Annotated in this window: 21 protein-coding genes; 6 read left to right on the top strand and 15 right to left on the bottom strand. The window is 45.5% G+C overall.

The window, feature by feature from the left end; genetic code table 11:
- The first annotated feature begins 63 nt into the window (after window positions 1-63).
- The 3 genes from priA to AWH61_RS18240 all read left to right on the top strand — a co-directional run bounded on the left by priA (window position 64) and on the right by AWH61_RS18240 (window position 3,801).
- Window positions 64-2,253: a primosomal protein N' gene (gene priA / locus AWH61_RS18250; RefSeq protein ID WP_075177849.1), complete on the top strand. Its 2,190-nt coding sequence runs from the start codon at window positions 64-66 to the stop codon at window positions 2,251-2,253.
- Window positions 2,254-2,384: 131 nt separating this feature from the next.
- Window positions 2,385-2,975 (top strand): cbb3-type cytochrome oxidase assembly protein, encoded by a 591-nt coding sequence (locus AWH61_RS18245; protein ID WP_075177848.1) that lies wholly within the window; start codon window positions 2,385-2,387, stop codon window positions 2,973-2,975.
- Between the two features lie 85 nt (window positions 2,976-3,060).
- Complete coding sequence (locus AWH61_RS18240; protein ID WP_069945070.1) at window positions 3,061-3,801, top strand: hypothetical protein; 741 nt, start codon at window positions 3,061-3,063, stop codon at window positions 3,799-3,801.
- On the opposite strand, the gene AWH61_RS18235 is transcribed toward AWH61_RS18240, so the two are convergent.
- Window positions 3,798-4,376, bottom strand: coding sequence for a DUF1294 domain-containing protein (locus tag AWH61_RS18235; protein ID WP_249922682.1), 579 nt, complete (start codon window positions 4,374-4,376; stop codon window positions 3,798-3,800). The genes AWH61_RS18240 and AWH61_RS18235 overlap by 4 nt on opposite strands.
- A gap of 607 nt (window positions 4,377-4,983) precedes the next feature.
- On the opposite strand from AWH61_RS18235, the gene hslV reads away from it, so the two are divergent.
- Entirely contained in the window at window positions 4,984-5,508 is a 525-nt protein-coding gene (hslV, locus tag AWH61_RS18230; protein WP_014950969.1) for an ATP-dependent protease subunit HslV, read from the top strand.
- Between the two features lie 82 nt (window positions 5,509-5,590).
- Complete coding sequence (gene hslU, locus AWH61_RS18225) at window positions 5,591-6,919, top strand: ATP-dependent protease ATPase subunit HslU (protein ID WP_014950968.1); 1,329 nt, start codon at window positions 5,591-5,593, stop codon at window positions 6,917-6,919.
- Between the two features lie 95 nt (window positions 6,920-7,014).
- On the opposite strand, the gene AWH61_RS18220 is transcribed toward hslU, so the two are convergent.
- From AWH61_RS18220 to AWH61_RS18190, 7 genes are all read right to left on the bottom strand, one after another.
- Complete coding sequence (locus tag AWH61_RS18220; RefSeq protein WP_014950967.1) at window positions 7,015-7,458, bottom strand: helix-turn-helix domain-containing protein; 444 nt, start codon at window positions 7,456-7,458, stop codon at window positions 7,015-7,017.
- A 9-nt stretch (window positions 7,459-7,467) separates the two neighbouring features.
- Window positions 7,468-7,809, bottom strand: coding sequence for a DUF4258 domain-containing protein (locus AWH61_RS18215; RefSeq protein WP_075177847.1), 342 nt, complete (start codon window positions 7,807-7,809; stop codon window positions 7,468-7,470).
- A 131-nt stretch (window positions 7,810-7,940) separates the two neighbouring features.
- Complete coding sequence (locus tag AWH61_RS18210; RefSeq protein ID WP_075177846.1) at window positions 7,941-8,942, bottom strand: ATP-grasp domain-containing protein; 1,002 nt, start codon at window positions 8,940-8,942, stop codon at window positions 7,941-7,943.
- 110 nt (window positions 8,943-9,052) lie between these two features.
- Complete coding sequence (locus tag AWH61_RS18205; RefSeq protein ID WP_075177845.1) at window positions 9,053-9,259, bottom strand: hypothetical protein; 207 nt, start codon at window positions 9,257-9,259, stop codon at window positions 9,053-9,055.
- 47 nt (window positions 9,260-9,306) lie between these two features.
- Window positions 9,307-9,618 (bottom strand): helix-turn-helix domain-containing protein, encoded by a 312-nt coding sequence (locus tag AWH61_RS18200; RefSeq protein ID WP_014950963.1) that lies wholly within the window; start codon window positions 9,616-9,618, stop codon window positions 9,307-9,309.
- Entirely contained in the window at window positions 9,615-11,882 is a 2,268-nt protein-coding gene (locus AWH61_RS18195; RefSeq protein ID WP_075177844.1) for a peptidase domain-containing ABC transporter, read from the bottom strand. The genes AWH61_RS18200 and AWH61_RS18195 overlap by 4 nt, the downstream gene beginning before the upstream one ends.
- A 2-nt stretch (window positions 11,883-11,884) precedes the next feature.
- Window positions 11,885-13,138 carry an HlyD family secretion protein gene (locus AWH61_RS18190; protein ID WP_075177843.1) on the bottom strand — a complete coding sequence of 418 codons (1,254 nt, stop codon included), beginning with the start codon at window positions 13,136-13,138 and terminating at the stop codon, window positions 11,885-11,887.
- A 418-nt stretch (window positions 13,139-13,556) separates the two neighbouring features.
- Between AWH61_RS18190 and AWH61_RS18185 the strand changes: the two genes are divergently transcribed.
- Window positions 13,557-15,101 carry a hydroxymethylglutaryl-CoA reductase gene (locus AWH61_RS18185; RefSeq protein ID WP_014950960.1) on the top strand — a complete coding sequence of 515 codons (1,545 nt, stop codon included), beginning with the start codon at window positions 13,557-13,559 and terminating at the stop codon, window positions 15,099-15,101.
- Window positions 15,102-15,139: 38 nt separating this feature from the next.
- Here AWH61_RS18185 and AWH61_RS18180 read toward each other — a convergent pair whose 3' ends face one another.
- From AWH61_RS18180 to AWH61_RS18150, 7 genes are all read right to left on the bottom strand, one after another.
- Window positions 15,140-16,090 carry a VWA domain-containing protein gene (locus tag AWH61_RS18180; RefSeq protein WP_075177842.1) on the bottom strand — a complete coding sequence of 317 codons (951 nt, stop codon included), beginning with the start codon at window positions 16,088-16,090 and terminating at the stop codon, window positions 15,140-15,142.
- Window positions 16,090-17,148: a VWA domain-containing protein gene (locus AWH61_RS18175; RefSeq protein ID WP_014950958.1), complete on the bottom strand. Its 1,059-nt coding sequence runs from the start codon at window positions 17,146-17,148 to the stop codon at window positions 16,090-16,092. Before AWH61_RS18175 ends, AWH61_RS18180 begins: the two co-directional genes overlap by 1 nt.
- Window positions 17,149-17,163: 15 nt before the next feature.
- Window positions 17,164-17,934, bottom strand: coding sequence for a MotA/TolQ/ExbB proton channel family protein (locus AWH61_RS18170; protein ID WP_014977564.1), 771 nt, complete (start codon window positions 17,932-17,934; stop codon window positions 17,164-17,166).
- Between the two features lie 125 nt (window positions 17,935-18,059).
- Window positions 18,060-20,042 carry an SUMF1/EgtB/PvdO family nonheme iron enzyme gene (locus AWH61_RS18165; protein WP_075177841.1) on the bottom strand — a complete coding sequence of 661 codons (1,983 nt, stop codon included), beginning with the start codon at window positions 20,040-20,042 and terminating at the stop codon, window positions 18,060-18,062.
- Window positions 20,043-20,053: 11 nt separating this feature from the next.
- Window positions 20,054-21,502 carry a tetratricopeptide repeat protein gene (locus tag AWH61_RS18160; protein WP_075177840.1) on the bottom strand — a complete coding sequence of 483 codons (1,449 nt, stop codon included), beginning with the start codon at window positions 21,500-21,502 and terminating at the stop codon, window positions 20,054-20,056.
- Between the two features lie 77 nt (window positions 21,503-21,579).
- Window positions 21,580-22,836 carry a hypothetical protein gene (locus tag AWH61_RS18155; RefSeq protein WP_014950954.1) on the bottom strand — a complete coding sequence of 419 codons (1,257 nt, stop codon included), beginning with the start codon at window positions 22,834-22,836 and terminating at the stop codon, window positions 21,580-21,582.
- Between the two features lie 22 nt (window positions 22,837-22,858).
- Entirely contained in the window at window positions 22,859-23,404 is a 546-nt protein-coding gene (locus tag AWH61_RS18150; protein ID WP_075177839.1) for a hypothetical protein, read from the bottom strand.
- Window positions 23,405-23,594 lie beyond the last annotated feature (190 nt).

Genomic DNA, 23,594 nt, shown 5'->3' with positions numbered 1-23,594 from the left:
ATAAGAAGCTTAGTAAGCGCATTACGCGCTGTAACAATCGTCAAATAAGGTAGAACCTTCGCAATGGCCTTTATCCAAGTTGCCGTGCCAGTGCCGCTGCGCCAACTTTTCACGTATACCCACGATAACGCACTAAGTGCGGGTGTAAGAGTGGTTGTGCCTTTCGGTCCGCGCAAACTTGTGGGTGTAGTTGTTGAAACTCTACACAAACCTGAAAGCGACATTGAAAACTCCAACAAGCTAAAAGCCATTGAGTCGGTACTGGACGATAGCCCCATTATAGACGAGGTGTTGCTGAAAATGGCCCAATGGCTGTGGCAGTACTATCATCATGCGCCGGGTGAAGTGCTGCACGCCATGCTGCCTGTTTTATTGCGCAAAGGCGAGTCAGCAGCGCCAACACCTCAAGACATGCTAATGCTTACCGAAGAAGGTAAGCAAACGACTGCAGACACGTTATCGCGGGCGCCTAAACAACAAGCCTGTTTTACTGCACTGGCCGGTGGTGCCTTATTAGCGTCCCAAGCGCGCAAGCAGTATGGCGCACCTGCGGTCAAAGCACTTGTCGAAAAGTCATTGATAAGCATTGAAGAAGTCGCGCCTGAATTTAAGTCAGGCAGTTGGCTTGCCTCGTTATCGGTGTCTGAAAAGCCAATTCCAGATACTGAGCAGTCGGTTGCCATTGCCGCACTTAATCGTCAGCAGGGCAATTTCGCTGTAAGTTTGCTTGAAGGGGTTACCGGTAGCGGTAAAACGGAAGTGTACCTTCAAGCCATCGAACCCTTACTGCGCGACGGAAAACAAGTGCTTATACTTGTGCCAGAAATTGGGCTTACGCCGCAAACGGTGTCACGCTTTGAAAAGCGCTTTGGTATTGCAGTGGGCGTTTTACACTCTCAGCTTTCTGATAAAGAACGGCTACATGTATGGCAGCGAGCAAAAGCAGGTGAACTCGGGATAATCATCGGTACTCGCTCGGCTATTTTCACCCCGCTGCACAACCCCGGCATGCTGATTGTGGATGAAGAGCACGACGAGTCTTTTAAACAACAAGATGGACTTCGCTACCACGCCCGTGACCTAGCAGCTATGCGGGCTAAGCAGCACAATATTCCTCTTTTATTAGGCAGCGCCACGCCCGCACTCGAAACACTTAATAATGCGCTAAGCGGTCGCTATGCCCATTTGCAGTTAACTAAGCGAGCGGGAGGGGCGAAAAGCACGCATCAGCATGTGTTGGACGCGCGTGACCAACCCATTCACTACGGTATTTCGCAAGGCTTGCTAACGATAATGCGCCAGCATATCAACGCGGGAAATCAGGTATTGGTGTTTGTGAATCGCAGAGGCTATGCGCCAGCGCTGCTTTGCCATCACTGCGGCGAAACCGTCATGTGTAAGCGTTGTGACCGCCCGTATACGGTGCATAAAGCGCAGAACCGTTTGCAGTGTCATCACTGCGGCAGCATGCGCTCAATGCCATCAAACTGCGAAGCGTGCCATCACAATGAATTAGTTACGGCGGGCACAGGGACCGAGCAAGTCGAGCAAGGGCTTGCAAGTTTATTTCCCGGTGTTAAACAGGTACGAATAGACAGTGATACCGTGCGGGGCAAAGACAAACTGCACCAGACGCTAGAAGCAATAAACCGCCAAGAGTACCAGCTGCTGGTCGGTACCCAAATACTATCAAAAGGTCACCATTTTCCGCATGTAACCTTAGTGGCGGTGCTAGATTGTGATGGCGCACTTTTTAGTGCCGATTTTAGAGCACCAGAAAAGCTCGCTCAGCTTGTAACTCAGCTTGCAGGAAGAGCAGGGCGCGCTAGTAAACCCGGTGAAATGTGGCTGCAAACTCACAATCCCCACCATCCTTTGCTACAAGATTTAGTACATAACGGCTATGGGCATTTCGCCAGACACGCTTTAATGGAGCGAAAAGCGGCAGGGCTTCCCCCTTTTATTAGCCAGTTTGTCATTCGCGCAGAAGCGACCGACAGCAGTTTGGCCTATCGCTTTTTACAAGACAGCAAGCAAGTATTTCACCAGCAGCATGCTATTGCGTTAAATGGCCCGTTTCCTTGTTTGATTGAAAAGCGGCAAGGCAGGTTTCGGTTTATGCTGGTATGCAGTCATGAAAAGCGTGCGCCGCTTCACAATGCGCTGCGTTTGGCGCTGCCATTTTTACAGGCGTTGCCACAGGCAATGAAGGTAAGGTGGTCGATAGATATTGATCCTACCGATTTCAGTTAGCTTGTTGGGTAGCAATACGTTAAAATTTCTGCAGGATTGAAGTGCAGGAAAGCTGCTGCTTCATAAAGATTTGGTATATGACGTTTTCTTACGCATACAAACAACGATAACAAGTAGGAATATTGCCGACTATGGCTCAACGCGATTATGTCTCTCGTGGACGCTCTCCTCAAAAAAAGAAGCCGGCTGGTAAAGGTAGAAAACCAGCCAGAAGCGCGCAATCAAATGCGCAATCTAACGCCCCGGTTTCTGGAAGACTTCCTATTGTGCGCCTTGTTGGCGTATTCGCATTGGTGATTGGCTTTGGTGCATTTTTGTGGTCAATAAAAGACAATGTAGAAGACGACGTGGATACACAAGCTTCACGACCTGTGGCTCCTACAGAAGAGACGTTACCTGAGCTTCCTGAAGAAGAATGGGAGTACATTAAGACCCTTCCAGGATATGAAGTAGAAGTTGAGGTCAAAGAGCAAGAAAAATCTGACAAACGCTATTTAATGCAGTGCGCCTCGTTTAGAACCCGCGCGCAGGCTGAAGAGATGAAAGCCAAAATTGCATTCCAAGGTTTAGAGGCGCTTATCAGACACAGCACTGGCAGCAACGGCGATTGGTTCCGCGTTATTCTGGGCCCTTACGAGTCTAAGCGTGATGCAGAAAAAGCCAAGCACAGTCTGCGTAAAGTGAACATTGCGACATGCCAAATTTGGTACTGGAATTTGTAGCAATTTATTTTAGGTAACACTTAATGCGGTGCATACGGCGCTGAAATAGCGCGTAGAGAAAGGATGCGTTTACAAGGAAGTATCAATGAGTATTGCCATCACCGAACAACCAAATTACGCCGCTTATAGCGTAGAAGAGCTTGAGGACGTTCTGGAAAATATTGATAAGCAGGCCTTTCCTGAACGCTATCAGGCAGCAAAAAATGAGCTCGCTGCTAAGCGGGCAACGCTGCCACCTGAGAATGATACGGATAGCGCGCATCAAGATGAGCATTTTACTCGACCTAAGTGGTCTGAGCTTCATCCAATAACACGTATCAGTAACGGCGCTTTTTTAGTACTCATTGGCGCTTTGATTGTATCGGCATTCACCAACTTTATCGTGATTAACGCATGGCTAAATAATTCAACATGGGCCATTGTTTTATTTACTTTTGTTTATTGTGCCTTTTATTACCTGTCTATTTCCATCGATAAACGACAAGCGCAATTTGTGATGAAAGATTGGCGTGGAAAAGTAACAATTTTCACCATGCCGTTTTTGGGGCTTATTTTTACTTGGAATTTTATTGATAGGGCATTGCCCTACACGCTTCACTTGGCGTCCGGAAAACAAGAAACGGAACTGAAATTTGCTTATGAAAAAGGCAGCGGCTCTAAACACTGTCGACACTCACTGTTGTTAAAAGAGAGCGGTACCTTGTCAGATGGGCGATTATGCTTAAATCAAAGTGAGCACAAACGCTTACCAAATAAAGGATGGGTGTATGTTAAGGGCTCCGAAAGTGGTTTTGGTTTTGACATTGAAGGGTATCGATTTCGCTAAATTTCAACCATGAATGCCTGCGTACTAATCACTTCAAATGCAATTAGCCCAAGCAAAATGAGATTAACCAAAACCGTTACCCAATAAACTCTCATAAATGACGATTTACTACGCTTATGTTTAAAAATCTGTTGGGCTAGCAATGCACCAGGCCAACCTCCCAATAAGCTTAATATATGCAGTTTTGCCTCTGAAACTCGCCGTTTTTCCTTTTTTGCAGCCGATTTGTCTATGCCGTAAAACAGTATGGTAAGCAAACTTACCGCGCCATAAACGATAGATACTATAAACGGTAGCCGACCTGACAATGTAAATAACGCAAGTGCACCGGAGAAAATACTCAGTACGATAACATTACGTTTTCTTTGCGAGGTTGGCTTATTGGCGCGTAAACGTTTTGCTTTGTGATCCTTGAGTAAGCTGATGTTGCAGGCGCGGTGATTACCATTTCTATCCTGCTCAACTTCATAAACAATAATGTCGCCATTAACAGGGCGCCTAGAGCGTTGTTTAAACGCTTTGATATGAGTAAACGCGCGCGTGCCTCCATTATACCAGTCCGCATAGATAATCACCCACTCAGCGAGAGTTAAAATGTTCGTAATCGCGGCGTGTTACCGCAGGTATAGTGGTTCTACATCAAGGTGACACAACAAAGAGTACGGACATTTTAAACTCGCCCTTCGGGAAGGTCTGGCAAGCTTCCTAGCTTCATTCTGGGAATTTAAAAGGGAACAGCCATTCCTGCATTCCCACGCTTCGCTAGGAAACTTGCCAGCGCCTTCTGAGTGGGCAATTATCTATGTGGATTGGTATTGGCTCTACAAAACCATAACCTTTAGCATCATCCCACTGTTGAATTCTTCCCTGATACTTCACTACCACTCCTTTAAAACCATAATGTAGCGTCTTCATTGCTGCTACTTTATCTGTGCTCTATCACCTAGGCATTATTTCACTTGGCCATAGAGTGTGTTGGCGAGAGTATGCACTCAATAAATGGTGTATTCAATACACTAGCGAACACGCTAAGCCCATATAGTAGGCAGCTCAGAGCGCACATTCTTTTGTCTTACCCTTGAAATTAAAAAGCCTTCCCCCACTTATTTGTTATTGAATTTGAACGCTGCTGCCTTTGCTAGACGAAAAACGCAGCGGCGCCCAGCTAAACGGGGAATTAACGTGACAACGATTGTATCTGTACGACGTGGGAATCAAGTGGTAATGGCCGGTGACGGACAGGTATCACTGGGCAATACCGTAATGAAAGGTAATGCGCGCAAAGTGCGCCGTTTATACCACGACAAGATTTTAGCGGGCTTTGCTGGTGGCACGGCCGACGCATTTACGCTGTTTGAGCGCTTTGAAGCAAAGCTTGAAGCCCACCAAGGCCATTTGACCAAAGCGGCAGTAGAGCTCGCCAAAGATTGGCGGACTGACAGGGCGCTTCGCAAACTAGAGGCACTGCTTGCCGTAGCCGACGAAACCGCATCGTTTATTATTACCGGTAACGGTGATGTGGTGCAGCCAGAACAAGATCTTATCGCGATTGGCTCTGGTGGTAACTACGCGCAAGCCGCAGCTACGGCACTACTTGAAAATACAGAGCTAAGCGCAAAAGAAATTGCCGAAAAAGCGTTGACCATAGCGGGTGATATTTGCGTATTCACTAACCATAGCCAAACGGTTGATGTACTAGATTACTAAGTAATAGCTGAGTGCTGTTATCGGCTTGCTGTCGCTCGTATGAATTTGAGTACAGCAAGCGCTGTTAGAAAAGGGTTTATTCATGTCTGAAATGACACCAAGAGAAATTGTTCACGAGTTAGACCGACATATTATTGGTCAACAAGATGCCAAGCGCGCTGTATCTATTGCACTTCGAAATCGCTGGCGTCGTATGCAGCTTGAACCTGAGCTGCGCCAAGAAGTTACGCCAAAAAATATTTTGATGATTGGCCCTACGGGTGTGGGTAAAACTGAAATAGCCCGCCGTTTAGCAAAACTTGCTAACGCGCCGTTCATTAAAGTTGAAGCGACTAAGTTCACTGAAGTGGGCTATGTAGGTAAAGAAGTTGAGACCATCATTCGTGATCTTGCTGATATTGCGGTGAAGATGACGAAAGAAAATGAAATGAAAAAGGTGAAATTCCGCGCAGAAGAAGCAGCGGAAGAGCGCATTTTAGACGTTTTGCTGCCTCCACCAGAAGATGCATGGGGCAATAAGGAAAACGTTGAAGATCGCGGTACGCGCCAAGCATTTCGTAAAAAGCTTCGTCAGGGCGACTTAGACGACAAAGAAATTGAAATTGATGTGGCACTTCCGCAGGTGGGCGTAGAAATTATGGCGCCTCCAGGTATGGAAGAAATGACCAATCAGCTTCAGGGCATGTTCCAGAACTTGTCGGGTTCGCAAAAGAAAAAGAAGAAGCTGAAAATTAAAGAAGCGTTCAAACTACTTATTGAAGAAGAGGCTGCACGCCTTGTGAATCAAGAAGATTTGAAAGAAAAAGCCATTGAGTCGGTAGAGCAGCACGGTATTGTGTTTATCGACGAAATTGACAAAATCTGTAAGCGTGAGGGCAACTCGTCGGCCGATGTGTCTCGCGAAGGTGTTCAGCGTGACTTGCTTCCACTTGTGGAAGGTTCAACGGTATCGACAAAACACGGCATGGTTAAAACTGACCATATCTTGTTTATCGCTTCGGGCGCATTCCAAATGAGCAAGCCGTCTGACCTTATTCCAGAGCTTCAGGGGCGTCTTCCAATTCGCGTTGAGCTATCTGCCCTTAAAGTCGGTGACTTTAAGCGCATTCTTACCGAGCCGAATGCTTCATTAACTCACCAGTACATTGCGCTAATGAAGACAGAAGGCGTGGATATTAGTTTCGACGATTCTGGTATTCAGCGTATAGCCGAAGCGGCATGGCAGGTGAATGAGCGCACTGAAAACATTGGTGCCCGCCGTTTGCACACCGTCCTAGAGCGCCTTATGGAAGACATCTCGTTTGACGCCTCTGAAAAGAGCGGTGAGTCATTCGTGATTGATGCAGACTACGTTAACAGCCACCTAGAAACCTTGGTAGACAACGAAGATCTGTCGCGCTTTATCTTGTAATTTAGCGCTAAGTAGAAGTTTCCCCGTTAGTTGATATGTTCAACTAACCCTTCTACATGAACAAGAATTAAAAAGCCGACGTTAAGTCGGCTTTTTTACCATTCTACTTTTTCCCAATGGTCTTCGACTTCTTCAAGACGAATTATTTTTGCAGCTTCTTCCGCTTGGGTATTTGCTAGTAAATCAAGAAAGTAACTTACGGGATTATTCTTCTCTTGGCTTTCCATGTATAAGGCTCTTAAGGCAGCATCTGTTGTCCGTGGAATTTTTGTTTGACCTTTCTCATAACGCGCAATGGTCTGTTCATCAACACCAAAACGATTCGCCAGCATTTTTTGAGAAACATTTAGTTCTACACGTAAGAATTTAAACTCATCATGAGCAAGAGGCTTGTTGGTATTAACAATTGTCTGTGCTATCGCACTATGAAGACCGTTCATATCGTCAATGCTTGTATATTCTTCACCGTCTACAACTTCAACGGTAACACCGTTTTTCAGGTATACATTTGATAACCCGCTTTCAGTGTAATGGTACATTTTACCCTCTCAACTTATCCATACAGTAATTAGAAATGACATTGGACTATCATGATAATTTTTAAGTGCAACAGTGAGTTCGATAACTTTGCCCGCAGCTAAACCTTTCAAATTAAATTTCCAGTCTCCAGAAATATCAAGATATGGCCCCTCTCTAAATACTGAGTGCTTACTTTTTAATAAAGTGATCACCTGACCTGTAGTGATTCCTCGCTCATGCATGCGCTGTTTAACATGTTTAGTCCACCGAATCCGGTGAGTATAGTTTTCTGCGAGGTCATTCATTATTTTTCTGGCAGTTTCCTCTGTAAGAGGGAATTCATTAATTCCTTGGGGATTGTGATTAGCCATGAATGCCTTTTGAAATTCATCCTATCATATTGATAGGTTGTTGGGGTGTTGTCAATGATTGCGTAAAGGCTTCTAAACAATCGCAAATTTGTTTTGGAAACCCAATTAGCCTCTAAACGTCCTGCTTGCTACTACGAAGTCTTTACCAGCAGTGCTACCAATTTTTCTGTTATATCTAGACCGGTATCGTTCTCTACTTTTAGGAAGTAAGGGCTGGGGTTTGCCTCTAGAAAAAAGTATTTTCCCTTCGCACTTTTACGCCAGTCGATAGCACACCAGTGCATACCTAATGCTTTGCATATTTTGATAGCTAACTGCTTAACGTCGCTGGGGACTAGGGTCACCGATACGCTCGCATTGTCGTCATTCCTGTAATCTAATTCACTTGAGTCGATTTGTACGCTGAGTACGTCATTGCCAAGCACATAGCTTCGTACATTCACGCCTGCAATATATTTTTGAAAGGTAACAGGGCGTTCACCTAAAAGCGCATTGAGTAACGGGCGCATGTTTGGTTGTTTATTCACAAACTGCGCAGTTCGACCGCCGCGTACGGGCTTGTAAATAACGTCTCGCATATTGTTACAAAACTGCGAAGCAACCTCGGGTGCATTGCCAACAAAGGTGTAGGGAATATGTGCTCCTAGTTTGCCAGCAATACGCGATTGATAAGGTTTACACTGGTGGCTTCGAACAGCGTCGATAGAGTTCACCCATTTAATGTCGCTATAGCTGAACCAGCAAAGTAGCGTACTTGCTCGCTCTTGCTCAACCCACCCTGCGTTTTCTAGCAAAGTAGATTCACCATCATGAGGTCTATCACCTTGTGTTTGAGCATCTGCACTGGCATCGTTTTTAGCATTATCACGAGGGGCTTTTAGCGGTATGCCAGATAGGTACTCATGCCAATAAGCGGCCTGGGTATTCGAGAACGTAACTCTAGGTTGGTCGCAAAGTGAAGGCGAATTGAAATGAATTAGCCCGTCATCGAAGTCAGGGTCGTAGCTGATCTTCCACGTAGAACCAAAATGTTGCGTATTGGCGAAATAAAAGGGCGTGTTATTTTGGTGAAGTGCTTTGGCTATATGTTGAATTTGTGGGTCTTGTTCACTGCCTAGTAGTGCGACGTGCATTTGCGTTCCTTGCTAGCGTTTTAAGTGTTCATAGAATCTAGTAGCCCTTAAAGCAACACATGGGATACTGTCTAAACCGTATCCATGTGTTGACTTTGATAAGCGGTAAGTTATGACAAAATATCAGGTAGTTTGCCGCCGCCCTCACCAATAGCCATGGTTATGTAAACGGGCTCTTTAGGTGTTGGACCGACTACCGGCACACTTTCACTTAGGCGAGCTCGTAGTCCGCCGGATACCTCAAATAGCTGAGATTCAGCAACGGTAGTAAGCTTAGAATTTGCTGGTTGGTTCTGAGTTAATGGATGGTTTTTCATAATGTACGCTCCTTGTAGTGGCGTGGTGAGTAATGAAGTGGACACGCTTACAGCGAAGCCACTTCTTGGTAAAGGGTTCTAAAACAGCAGGCAATAAGCACAGAACGGTTGCTAATGTTGAGCTTTTTGTAAATGTTGGCGCAGTGAAATTTGACGGTCCTTTCACTGATGAATAGCTCTGAGGCAATAACCTTATTTGAGCGTCCTTCCATTATTTTGTGTGCAACTTGTAGTTCGCGTTTTGATAAACAGTCAATGGGGATAACGCTGTTCCGAGCGGTAATGCCGTTCGCATCTATTTGCATGCGTTCAGCTGCTGTCATCAATACTGCGGGTTCTCTGATTTCATGTGTTTTCATAGTGTTTCTCCGTGTTTACCTGATGTTGCGCTTCCTGTTACTTCAGTGGGAGGGCATAGATGTAACTTGCCGTTTTCCAGACGATAGACCTTGTCTGCCATGGCAATTGATTGAGGGCGATGTGCCACAATAATTCGCGTCATATTTAGAGACTTAAGGTGATGATTTATCTGAGCCTCGTTTTCCATATCTAGGTGACTGCTTGCTTCGTCTAAAAATAAAATGTCTGGCTCTTGGTAAAGCGCTCTTGCTAGAAGCAGGCGCTGTTTTTGACCACCACTTAAGCTGCTACCCATATCACCGACCAAGGAGTGGTATTGCATAGGCATCTGCATGATGTCTTCATGGAGACGGGCAAGCTGAGCGACGTAAACCATTTTCTTGAGGTCGGGAGCTTCTTCAAAGCAACAGATATTTTGCGCGATGGTGCCGCTTAAACAGGTATCCTCCTGTAGCACTGACGCGATAACTGGGTTTGTAGAGCTTGGGTGTTCGATATTGCCTTCAGAAACAGGGTACAGTCCCATCAGGCACTTAAGCATTGTGCTTTTTCCACAGCCGCTATCGCCAGTGATTGCGACGATCTCTCCGCTATGTACCGAGAACATTAGATTTTTAAACACCCATGCATTGGTTTCACTGTAGCGATAACTGAGCGCCGTCGCTTTAAGCGCTATAGGGCGAGTTTTGGCATCAAGAAGCGAGGGCGTACTTGCGCCATCAGGCGTTAAAACGTTAGGTGCAAGTGAGTTGGACGTGGATGAGTTGGGAACGTCTGCATTGCCAAAATGAACGCTTTGTTTTTCAAATGTATCGTCCTGAGTTTTTAACGTCAGAGGCTTCTGTTGTGATGATGTAAGTAAAATGTCGCTTAAGCGGTTGAAGTGAACACCTAACATACTAAGCTCAATCAGCTTGTTAACTACGCCATCTAATGCGCTGACAAAGCGGGCTTTGTACGCCATAAATGCCAGCAGCATCCCTATCGAAAGGGTTCCTTTCATAACCAGGCTGGCACCAATATACACAACGACCAAATTTTCAGCGCCAAACAATAGCTGATTGGTCAGTGCGCTGCCTATGTTGATTTTTCCAAGAGTGATGTCTTTGTTTAGCGTGGCGACAAGCTTGTTTTGCCACTGCCCGTGGCGCTGTACTTCTTGGCTGTATACGCGAATAGGTAGGATAGCGCGTACGCTTTCCATAAAGTGACTTTGTTCTAATGCTGCAAGCGCAATGCGTTCAGTTGTAAGACGTTTAATAAACGGCAGCAGTCCAAGACGAACGGCGAGGTAGGCAAGCATGATTGCCACTACAACAAGCGTGAGTTTGGGAGAATATAAAATCATTACTGCTAGTGTGATCACTGCCATAAGCCCGTCTAACAGCGCAGTAACCAGGCCAGTGGTTAGGAACTCACGAATACTCGCCAGTGAGCCAAAGCGGGATACCACATCGCCAATATGTCGCTTGTCGAAGTAGTCCAACGGAAGCGATAATAAGTGCTTAAATACCGACGCCGACATTTGAAGCTGAAGGCGAGACGACACCGACAGAATAACGAACTTTCTTATCCCGCTAGTAAAAGTTTCTATTATTAGTAGCAGGGCAAACCCTATTGCCAGCGCTTTCAGTAATGCATCGTTGTTGTAAATCAATACATCATCTACGACTGTTTGCATGTAATAGGGTGAAGCAAGTGCAAATAACTGCAACACAATCGATAACGCGAAAAGGGTTAGAAGATTGCGCTTAAACCCTGTTGTTCGAGTGAAGAATTGACTAAGACCCAAACGTGGCGCGGACTTCTTGGGACTAAATGTGTCGCTAGGCGTGACCTCAAGTGCAATACCGGTAATGTACTTCGACGCCTCAGAATAAGTGAGTTTTCTTTCTCCAAGCGCGGGGTCGTGAATGGTAAGGGTTTTTCCCTTCACTTTAGTTAACACAACAAAGTGATTCATGTTCCAATGTAGAATTGCAGGGCAAGATAATTGCGCTAAGTGCTCCATTTCTATCTTGATGGCGCGGGTTTGGAAACCCAAATCACTGGCAATGCGCATTACGTCTTTTAACGTAGTGCCTCGTAGCGACACAGACACAGTCTGACGTAGAGCATTTAGATCACGTTTATCAGAATAGTACTGCGCAATCATAGTCATACAAGCAAGTCCACACTCAGCTGCTTCGCTTTGCAGTACAACGGGCACACGCTTTTTTGTATAAAGGATTTGCGTTGAAAGTGGGTGTGTAATGTTCATCATGATTACAGCTTCCCAGTAATGCTATACAGTGGTTCCATTAACCACTCCATCAACGTACGTTGACTTAAATCTACGTCTGCAGAAAATGTCATCCCAGCTTTCAGTGAAATATTGTTTCCATAAGCCAATATTTCTTTTGTATTTAGCGTTGCAGTAACAAGATAAGCGGGTTCACTAATAGAAATAGGGATGTCGGTAAGCTCACCAGGTAGCACCAACGAAGGTGAAATGTTCACTATCTCCCCTGACTGCACACCAAATTTTTGATAAGGAAATGCGTCGTATCGAATATGCAGGGCTTGGCCTTTGCGTAAAAATCCAGCAGACCGCACGGGAACTGCAATACGCGCTTGAATGTCGGCATTTTTAGGCAGTAAGGTAAGAAGCGGGCGAGAGCTATCGATGGTATATCCCGCCTTTACTTGAAGGCCGGATATCACGCCATTGTGAGGCGCATAAATCGTTTCTTCTGCGTTACTCTTGTGACTTACTATTTGCTGCGTGAGATCGCTCAAGGTGTTCTCCACGTTTGCCATTTCATTGGCCTGCTGTTGAGGCAAAGTGGCAAGTTCATGGTGGAGAGCAGCGATATTCGCCTTTTCGTCATTTTGGTCTTTTTGGGCCAACGTGAGCTGTTGTTCGGCGGTCAATCTTTGTAGCGTATGGTTTTCATAGTCTGCTTGGCTAATGTGCCCTTGATTAAGTAAGGTTTGCGCTTTCTCCCACTGCTTTAGTGCTAGTGCCCACTGGGTTTGCGACAATTCAACGATGGCGTCTAAAGCCGTTAATGCCCGTTTGGCTTGGCTCAGTTGTTCTTCTAAGCCTTGTCGCTGCGCTCTATGCAACACATCAAGACGTTGAATACTTTGACGTGTTCGATGCTGCTTTGCTTCAAGCTCAGCGAGCAACTGCGTGCTAACTTTATTACCTGATGCATCATCGCTACTGTAGTTGATCTTAATTAGCGGCGCGCCCTTACTCACTAATTGACCTTCACTGACCAATACATCAAGTACTTTGCCGCGCCTTGCATCGGCATAGAGCTTAAAAACGCCATGATTGGGTTCCAGCCATCCACTCACTGATGCCTTTCGTGCGTAGCTTCCCGTATTTAGATAAATAATCACTGCCAAAATCCAGACCACAAGCAGGCCAGCTATTGCAGAATAAACAGGTTTTGGGGTCATTAAAAAACGTCCATCAACAGCATTTGATTGCTCATCAATGACTTCCTTTCTAAACAGTCCTGTTCTCATCTCCATTCCTTTTTTGTTTATGCATTTGCGTTGCGGTGCTTATCTAACTTTGTTTGGGTCACGTTAAAGGTATCTGGCCGCCACTTCCGTTTAGGCTTTTTCTCCTTGGCATCACAGTCCTTGACGCCTCCGTTTTGTTACTACCAGATACCTTGTGGTCAACATTACTGCGGTGACGGTGTTCACTTTAGGTGGGTTGGGAACTTGATGAGTTACTGCTAAGGTCTATATTTCAGTAGCACACGGTTTCACTGGTGTTGGCGCATTTTTGAAAGCGGCTGGCTCAAATTTAGAAGTGATTCAGACACAAATAATTGCCAGTAAAATACAAAGAAGTCATAGAACTGTATAAAGAATGTGCTATAAAAAACAAAGGAATATGAAAATAACACGGTAAGAACACACAGAAGGAAGCCTCATGTTTGTGCCCAGCATACTTTTAAAGCAACTCTATACACGCGCAAGTCTTACGAAGACAGATAAAGGCTTATCTTTTTCTCTGAAAAACAGATTGAAAGACGCAACCATTAAAGAAGTAAAGTGGATATCTCTTGATGGCGAAAAAATTCCAGAGCATAAAATTTCACTCCAGTTAACTCCCGACTCCAGTATTTCCGTAGAAGCATTAAATAAATCAGACGGAGAGCCCTTTGGCTTGCGTCAAACCATTACCGTGCATTTAGATATTGATGAAGCGCCGTGCCCAGAAAAGCGAAAACTGGGTATTTGCTTTTCTGCTTCGCCTTTTGGAAAGCTTAAATTTGAAGTGGAAGACAATATTACTGCGCCAGGACAACGCAGCGCTTTTATTCCTCGTGATGACATGGATGACTACGGCGAAAGTATTATAAAAACACGCCAAGAATATTTCGAAAGCGCCACCGGAAAGAAAATTGATCACGTAGGTAAGTACTCAATCGACCCACAAGCGCTTAAGGGGAATATTGAGCATTTTATTGGCGTGGCGCAGGTTCCTATCGGTATTGCAGGGCCGTTGAAGATAAACGGAGAGCATGCACAAGGGGAGTTTGTCGTGCCGTTAGCGACTACCGAAGGTACGCTGGTGGCATCGTATAACCGAGGCATGAAGCTGCTTAACATGAGTGGTGGCGTAACGGCAACGGTCGTCGACGATGCTATGCAGCGAGCCCCTGTATTTATTTTTGAAAATGCACGGGGTGCCAGAGATTTCGTTAAATGGATTAAAGCAAACTTTGAGAAGATTAAAGAAGAAGCAGAAGCGACCTCAAGTGTTGCTAAGCTGACGTACATCGACCATTTCCTATCGAACAAATTTGCGTTTTTGCGTTTTAACTTTAAGACTGGTGACGCAGCGGGTCAAAACATGGTTGGACGTGCTACCTTCGCAGCATGCGGGTGGATACTCGATCATTATGAGGGGATAGAGAATTTCTACCTTGAGTCTAACTTTGCTACAGACAAAAAGGCCTCTCAAATAAACATTATGCGTACCCGTGGTAAACGGGTGACAGCTGAAGCCACTATTAAACGCGAACATTTATTAGAAGTAATGCGCGTAGACCCCAAACAGATAGATTATCACGGCCGTGTAGCTGGCGTAGGATCTTTCTTGTCTGGTGTGAATAACACGGGTCTGCATTCACCAAACGGTATTACTGCTATGTTTATCGCCACAGGGCAGGATGTTGCAAACGTATCTGAATCGTCGGCGGCAATGATGTATTCAGAATTAACAGACGACGGTGACCTGTACGTGTCTATTACCATTCCATCGCTCATCGTAGCGACGTATGGCGGTGGTACAGGTATAGGTACACAGCGCGAGTGCTTAGAGTTACTGGATTGCTACGGGCGAGATCGCGTGTATAAATTTGCAGAAATTGTGGCGTCTGTGGTGTTGGCTGGAGAGATATCACTAGCATCAGCCATTAGTTCGTCAGACTGGGTGTCGTCACACGAACAGTATGGCCGAAACAGATAAAACCTTGGCCAACGAGGCGATTCATCGGCCAATAGAGACTAAAAATATTGGCCGATGAAAGCGCCGCGGTTTCGCTTCGCTACCGCCTGCATAAATGCACTAAAGCGCTGTGCGTTTCCATTACTTCGGCTAAAGCCTACGCCGTGTATACGAATAACAGGCTGTCCATTGGCACCTTGGTTAGCTTGGGTAATCTGACTTACAATCTGATCTAAATTCGGCCTTTGATAATCATCGCCAAACACATAAAGACTCACACGCCCTTTGGTGTTTTTATACAGTTTGATGGCTTTAAGGATCCCCGCTTCAGGCTGACTCGCCCCTCCTTTAAAGCTCTTCATTTGGCTCATTGCGGTATCTCTCATTGTTTGTCTGTCATCTAGCCATTGCCCAGCTCTACTGGAAAACATAAAGCTTCCGTCAGCAGACATAATCTGAAAACCTTTCATTTTAGGATGGTTTTTTAAAATGTCGTTTACGATGGTGATCACGCGATTCCAACCACTGCCAGAGGACATGGAACCCGAGTTATCGATAGCAAAAATAACGTACTCAGCATCGGTGGGAATTCCACCAACATCGTCGTCAGGGGTATCTGTCGGATTCGGCGTATTTAACATAGCGGTTGCCTGGCGTATTTCGTTACGCAGCGACGAAGCTTTGTCTTTCAGTTGATTAATGGTTTGTTGTGCGCGTGGTATCGATGAGTCTAAATTGTCTTTCTGTTCCGTGACGGAAGCGGTTTTGCTTTGTGCTGCTTTCAGTTCTTGTAGCTTATCTGACAGTGCGCCTTTGAGCGTTTCCACATCAACTTGAGCCTGTAATACCTGGTCAATAAGAACACTTACGTTACTAGGGCCGCGCTCAGTGTCTTCAGTGCCGTTTTTGGCCAGAAGCACCAGCATGACTACGGCGCCGAAAGCACAGGAAATTATGTCGAGAAAGGCAATGTTGAATACCTCAACGGGGGCTCGTTGAATTTTGCGCATTAGGGCCACTCCGGAGCAGGTGATAGGAAAGTGCCGCTTGTTGCGCGGGTCCATTCCCAGTACATAGGTGAAGCAAAAGGATCGCCCTCAATGGGCAGCAAAATCACATTGTAATGCACGCCTTTCTTAGCGCGCTTAACGGTTTCAACAAATAAGGTCTTACGGCAATCTGATGAAATTGACTTTTTACTACTAATGAAGCTTTTACAGCTCATAGGTAGTCCGTCACCCAAGGTAGGAAGGCCATCGGTGACAATATACACATCGGTGATGTTTGGGTTAGCCTTAAATAAAATGCTTAAACCTTCTTGAAGGTTTGTTCCTCCATTGGGGACGACAGCACCGAGGTCTTTAACTATTGCGTTCATCGAACCGCTGACTTTGGCACTATTTACATCACGAAGGCCTAGTGTGGTAGCGGTGTCTGAAAAAGTCACTACGGTGACTCTTGATTCTAAAGGAACACGCGCGAGCATCCATTGGGCTACCCGTTTGGTGCGTATCCACTTCGGCGTAGAGACTTTCTGGCTATCACTCAACGCTAACTTGCCTAAAATATCCACCAAGTTATCGCCCATCATTGACGCACTTTTGTCAATTAGCAGACCTATTTCTGGGCCTTCTATTTTCATGCCAGTGATGTAGTTCTGTTCGCCGGTACCTTGCATTTGAATGTTGGCTGACTTTTCTACTTCTTTAGACAATGCGGCTAGCTGGTTTTCAAGATCAGCCACTACTGCCATTTCAGTAGACATATCTTGCAGTAGTTTTGACTGGTCTTGCGTTGTATCTGCTTGCGCTTGCTGAGCATCGTCTTGCTTCGCTGACTCAAGGGCAATTTTATCGTTTAATTCGTCAATCGACTTTTTGAGTTTTTGTTGTTCTTGCTCTGCGGCGGCGAGTTCCTGCTCTAGTTTTTCTTTCTCTTCAGTTGGTGTAGGTGTAAACGCTTTAAAGTCGACCAGAATGAAAATAAGAATAACCGCGCCAAGGCCACAGGCCATAACGTCTAAAAACGCCAGGTTAAATCCGTCTTCGGCTTTACGCACTTTAGGCATTACTGTCTCGCCTAATTAGTTGTGAAGGTGTGACAGAAGGTGGTGTTCACAAGACTCTTGTGTGCGAATTACCATAGTGTCTTGGCGACCATTTAACAGGTGCATTAACAACATTAGTATAAGCGATATAAAAAGCGCGACGAGCGTAGAGTTGAACGCAACGCCCAGCGAAGCCGTCATTCCCGCTATATCACCATCTAGGGCTGCGTCTGCTTGCGCAAGGGCTGCGCCAATACCGCGAACGGTGCCAACGAAACCAATCGAAGGAATAGCCCAGATTATGTAGCGAATCACGTTATTACCACTTTCAAGCTGGGCAGCAATATTTTCCACCGAAGCGTGGATTGCATCGGCAGCATGCTGCACGTTCTGTGTGTTTTTAAAGCGTCTAATGCAGTTTATCCACGTGCTGTATGCGGGGGTGTCGCTATAAGATGAAGACGAAAGCTCATCTAACGCTTTATCTACATTTAGTGGCGTATCTTTGTTGTGCTCAGGCAGTAAGTCTCGTGAGTAAATCTCTTCTTCATCCAGCAGCTTCCAAAGTTTGTAAACCATTAGGAAAATGCAAAACAGCATCAGCGAGATACAAACCTGTTGCTCGATATCTTTAAGAATAACCCAGAAAGAGGATAGGGACGCTGTGCCAGCCGTTGCCATGACTTTTTCGGCCGCGGGGCGAATGACACCGGCAAATAGGAAATGTACCAAGGCAAATATAAATAGAAAGACCCCGCCACTTACAAGAAAGCTGGGGTTCATTGACAACGTATTTTCTTTATTCATCATCATTCCTTGATAGTTAAATGTTAGTTGGAAAGTCTTGCGGCGAATCTAACGATACAAAGTACGCACTTGCCGTGCCCGCAATGGCCAACAATACTGCGGCAATGATCAGTTTCTTTTTCATATTAATTCTCGTATCTCGCTATGCGAAAGCCTATATCGTCAGCAGGTTCAGTCTCACCGCTGCGCACGCTTGCGCGAATATTTTTAAGCCGACCCGTTTGAAACGACGCGCCTTTTACTACGTGTTTACCTTGTCCAACAGGGCCTAGGTAGTCGGCAAAAGTACCAGACTGGTTTGATGGTGAATTCTGGTAAACATCGTGGACCCACTCACGCACATTGCCATCTAAATCGTAGAATCCACCACGTTCAGCTTTGAACGAACCAACAGGGGCTTTGTCGACAAATCCGTCATCGTAGTCTTTTAAAATGAAGGTCTGTTTCCCACTTAGCGATGCATCAGCGAAGTTACCTTGCTTATCACGAAGCCTAAACTGATTACCCCAAACAAAGATTGTTGGTGATGCTCGGCGATTCATTTTTGCAACGAATTCCCACTCGGCTTCCGTAGGTAAACGATAGCCTTTCGAGGTTTTATCAATACCCGTTACTCTGCCATTTTGAACAACATAAAACGGTGTTAAACCTTCCTTCTCGCTTAGCCAATTTGTAAACGCAACCGCATCACTCCACGAAACATTCGTGATCGGTAGCTTGCTGCTAGCGCCTTTCCCTGCGAACGCGGCGAACTGCGCCTGAGTAATCTCGTGATTAGACATCCAGAATTTACGCGAAAAAGACACGTCTCTTTGTGTTTCATTGCGCTGGCGATCCTTTTCGTTTGCAGGAGAGCCCATAGTGAAGGCCTTGGGTGTAACAAGCGAAAGTTGAATACCCAGTGTATTTGCAAAAAGCGGCTTACCTTCACGCCGTCTTGCTTCAAACTCTGTAAGCATATCAGCGTGTACTTTCACCGGCTTGTTTGCACTAGGTGTAATAGTCTTGGTAACACTGCGATATCCTTCACGTTCGAATGTTACTGTGTGCGGTAAAGCTTGAAGCGTTAAATTAAGCGGCGTTTGACCTTTAGACGAACCGTCGATGAAAACTTTTGCACTTAACGACGCGCTTATATTCACTTGTCCTCGCTCTTCTTGAAGGTTGAACGTAAGCGCTTTGTTCTCGCCGGGAGCTAGCGTGATCCGCTGGCTTTGTGAAATAAATCCGGTTTTTTCATACTTGACGATATGTGGCGTATTCGCATGCACACGAGATCTTGTATCAGTCGGTTTATTATTTACTGTAAGTACGCCGCCATGAGGGTCTGTCGAAACTATTATCTGTGCTTGAAGGGGTTGAAGGTTATAGTTTCTTGTCGGGTTAGGGCGTTGGCTAGTGACTTCAATGGTGTCTTCCAATGGCTCTAGCCCTGACTTCGTCACGACAATTTCGTACTTACCGCCATTCATATTAATAGAAAGTGGCGTGACACCCATATCTTTACCGTCAAGGGAGACATTAGCACCAGAAGGGCTTGAGTTTATGCTAATTGCGCCCTTAACTGGAGAAAGTGAAATAACTTGTTCAATTTCCTGCGCGATATCTGCATCAAATTGGATCTCACCCGTTTCATAATGTGGATGACTGGCGCTTGCTCTGTAGCTGCCCTTTTTTAATTTCGTTACGTAGGTTCTCGATACCGCTACTTTCTCAGCGTTTAAATGCCAGGTTATTTCACTCAACGAAGGGGAGGTTGATAGGGTGACTTTTGCCGGTAAAGGAACGAGCGTAACTTTAATAGTGCTTGGCGAGTTGTCGTTAATAACAACCGTGGCGTCTTGATATTTTGGGGCCGAAACCTGGACTTTGGCATGGCTACCAAATACGTAAAGCTTGTCACTGATGAACATCGCACTACCACTTAAAACAGCAAATTGCGGATTTTGTGCTGCACGTTCTGGAGAAACTGCAAAGGCATAACCTTTGGTAAGAAACAGCCAGCCAAAATAAACAACGAGAACGGCGGCCAGTCCTATTAATGAAGCTATAGCAACGCCCTTTCTTCGCTTCTTTCCTTTGGCAATGGCGTCATCAATACTGCTCACTAGATAGGTCCTTATACTTTTTCAGTACATACAACATGTACTGATAGGTTGGTGTCTGACGGTGAAACAACAATCTCTTGAATGGTTGAGCGATAACCTTCGCGGCTCCCTTCAATGCGATATGTACCAGGTTTCAGCTGAATGGTTTTTGTTTTTACTTCCCCCACGAGGCCTACTCCAAGTACCTTAATATAGGTATCGTTATCCGACGTTATTGTTACGGAACGGGGCTGATTGATATTGTCGATCACTTGCTCAAGTGAAGATATTTGGGCACGCAGTTTTGCGCTCTTTTCTGCATGTGAACCTGCTCGCGCAATGTCTTTAAGGGCTAGATTTCTGACGTTGTTATCCGATAAACGTTCTGGCCGCCTTTGGTAAGCGCTCAAGCTTTTTTCTGCATCGAGTATGGCTTCGGCATTTTGTTTTGCCTCAAGTAAAGCAGGGCTGGCTGGAAAGCTAGCGAGGCCTTTATTAGCTAGCAGCTTTACGGTTTGCCATTCATCTGCGCTGACAAACAAGGCGACTTGATTTTCAATTTTCTGCTGCTCTTGTGAAGCAACTAAAGACGCGAGCTTTTTACTAATGGTGGCAAGCTCACTGCTTGAAGCTTTTAGGCTCTTGGCGTCATTTAGGAATTCTGCGGCAGCAGGGAAGTCACCTTGCTCAATAGCTCGATTTGCCTGAGCTAGCAGCGTATCAAATCGGCTGTCTTGCAATTGCCGGTTAATAGCATCAAGTGCTTGCTGTGCGTCCTTACGGGCAGGATCTAACTGTACTATTTTTGCGTACGCTTCGCGCTGTTTGCTGATGTTGTTTTCGACCTTACCAATGCGTGCCTGCTCGTAGGCGTCTTGCACCTCGTCAAATACATCAATGCGTTGCTGCAAAATGTTCGCTTTTTCGAAATCAGGGTTTATCGTTAACGACGTTTTGTTTAGGTTAAACGCGCTTGAAATATTCCCGTTATTGAAGGCAAGGAGGGCGTCTTCATAAGGTTGAGTGTAGGCGTTTTCGTAGTCAGTATTTATTGTGTCAACTGAGCTCTTTATATCATCCAGTGCATTTATAACTGCGCTGTAGTTGGACGCGCCATATTCATTAAACGCGCTATTCAACTTGCGCTCAACTTCACTCGCTTTTTCTAGGAACATCTGGGAGTGTGAAACGCGACTAACCAAGTCGTTTACACTTTGTTTTGACTCGCTAAGCGCCATTTGAAGGGCTTTTCGTTCTTCTTCATTAACTTCCACAACGGGTGTAGCTTTTGTGGTTTGGGGTACTGCTGTTGTGTCATCCGTGGCGTCCGTAACGTTCGATGTGACAGTAGGCATATATGAGATAAGGAGCACGCCTGCGACGCCTATCAACATGACCAGTGAAAAACCGAGCAGTGACTTTTTTATGAGTGCCTTTTTCTTTGCTCTGCTTTGCTCTATTTGTTGCTCAACGCTTGGCATGCGTAACCCTTTACTCTCTAACTTAACAATAGAATAGATATCTTATTTAATGGTTTTGATAACACCAACGACTGGGCTTATAGCGCAGTCATTGGTGTGGATTCCATGTCATAGATATCTTTAAGGCGAGCGCGAAGCTGGTAGTATTGTTCGCTTGCTGTGCCTTGAAGCTCAATTCGTTGATTGTCTATTTCAACAATTTGATCGGCTACCTGAATATCAAGGTTTTGACCCATTTCATCGAATAGATCCCGTTGGGCGTGAAGCTCTTTGTTAGTTTTGATTGCTTCGCTCAGTGTACCAATTGCGGCAATACCAGCACCTGCAGCGGCTACTTGACCAGCCGTTGAGCTAGAGTTAGAGCCTAAAAGCACTGACGCGACTGCGAATAACCCTGCCGTGACTTGTTGTGTGGTGCGTTCTGCTTCAAGTTCTCTGATTTTCTTGGCTTCAGGAAGTGTCTCTTTCTGGTACTTGCGGTATGGCTCTTCAGTGGTTACCCAGAAAGAATCATAGGTTTCTTGAAGGCTATCAATAAATTGTTCATCTTTTGCCTGTATGGCGCGCACGCGACGAAGCATTGGATCGCTATCTGAAGGTGCACTTACTAGCTCAATCTCACCTCTTCTGCCTTGAGTAAGGTATTGGCTAAACGACTCAGGGCTATACATTTGTGCGTAGCGCAGGTCTGACACCATTTGCACTTCTTGCTTGTAGGCATCGGATTTCTTTATAAGCAAATCATAAACGAATTTTGCAATTTGCTCGAAAACTGGGCCGTTAGGGTTTTCGCCGCGAGACATGGCATCGCGATACCAGCCTTCACTTACGCGGTATTCAAATTCTTCTTCACCCCATACTGTGTTTTTAGCATCCATCACTTTCACGCCAATTTCTACAGTTTCAGTATCTGAGTAATTAATTTTGCCCAGCACGTAAACATCGGCAAGTGCAGAAGCATCTGGCGTTACGTTAATGCTGCCGAAAGATTTGGTTTCACCTAGGGCTTCTTTGGTTGCTATCGCAAAGCGGTTAGCTTCTAAGCGACGCACTTGAGGCCAAATCCCTTCCTCTTCTATTTCATCGTAATCGATAGTGCCATCACGTTCTGTTGGAAAGCCCGGGTCAAATACAGGTATGGCAACATCCATGTAAATTTCGGAGTTGTAGTTGTAGGTATTTTTTTGTGCGCCTAACGCCTGACCGCCTCCTGGGCCTACCATAGATGGTCCTACACTGGTGACATTAGTCTGCGTTGAGCCACATCCGCTCAAGAGTATAAACGATGCTGTTGCGACCACGGTAAACAGGGCCTTGGGTTTAAATGAAGACATATCCTTTCCTTCCTCTGATTTTTTATTTACAACCGTATTGCTCTTTTAATGCTTGGAAATGCGCCTTTTCAGACTCAGTTGTTGCTCCTTGCAAGCCGGCAATTACGGCGTCACATACCGCTGAACTTCCACCTTTCGCTTGTCCTCCAACAGACTGTTTTGAAGGATCTGAACTTGAAGTGGTTGTTTGTGTATTCGTCGATGATTCTTGAGACTCAGTGCTGCTTTGTGAGCTAGACTGCCCAGCGCCTGCCCCCGAAGATGATGTGCTCGAGGTATTACCCGCACCAGCGCCTTGCCCTGTACCTTGACCCGCCGCGCTAGCTACGCTTTGTGCGCTCGATTGCGCCGCTGCGTTCATGCATTCTTCGCTTTGGTTTAGCGCGCCAAATAAGGAGTCGTCTAACGCTTGTATTTTCTCCGCTTCTGTCATCGTAGATAGATCTTGTTCGCCAAAATCGAGAACAGCGCAATCTTGATAATAGGTAGGGGCTTCGCTCGTTTGAGCGCCAACTGAAGCAAAAATGAGTGCGTTAAGCAGTAATGCTAGTGGCAAATAATACTGCATGGCGAATAAGTCCTTTTAATCTGATTTGGGGTGGTTCATATATTACCCTCCATCCTTACAGCAGTTATACCACTCTTTTACTTAAGACTAAACTCAGTTTTAAACATGCACAGGTAAGTTTTCATATTCAGAAAATAAAAAGCCGACGAAACAGGAAGCTTTCGTCGGCTTTAGCGTTGGGTTAATTAAG

The sequence above is a fragment of the Alteromonas sp. W12 genome, assembly GCF_001924945.1.
Taxonomy (GTDB): Bacteria; Pseudomonadota; Gammaproteobacteria; order Enterobacterales; family Alteromonadaceae; genus Alteromonas; species Alteromonas macleodii.
This window is presented reverse-complemented; position numbering and strand designations above follow the sequence as displayed.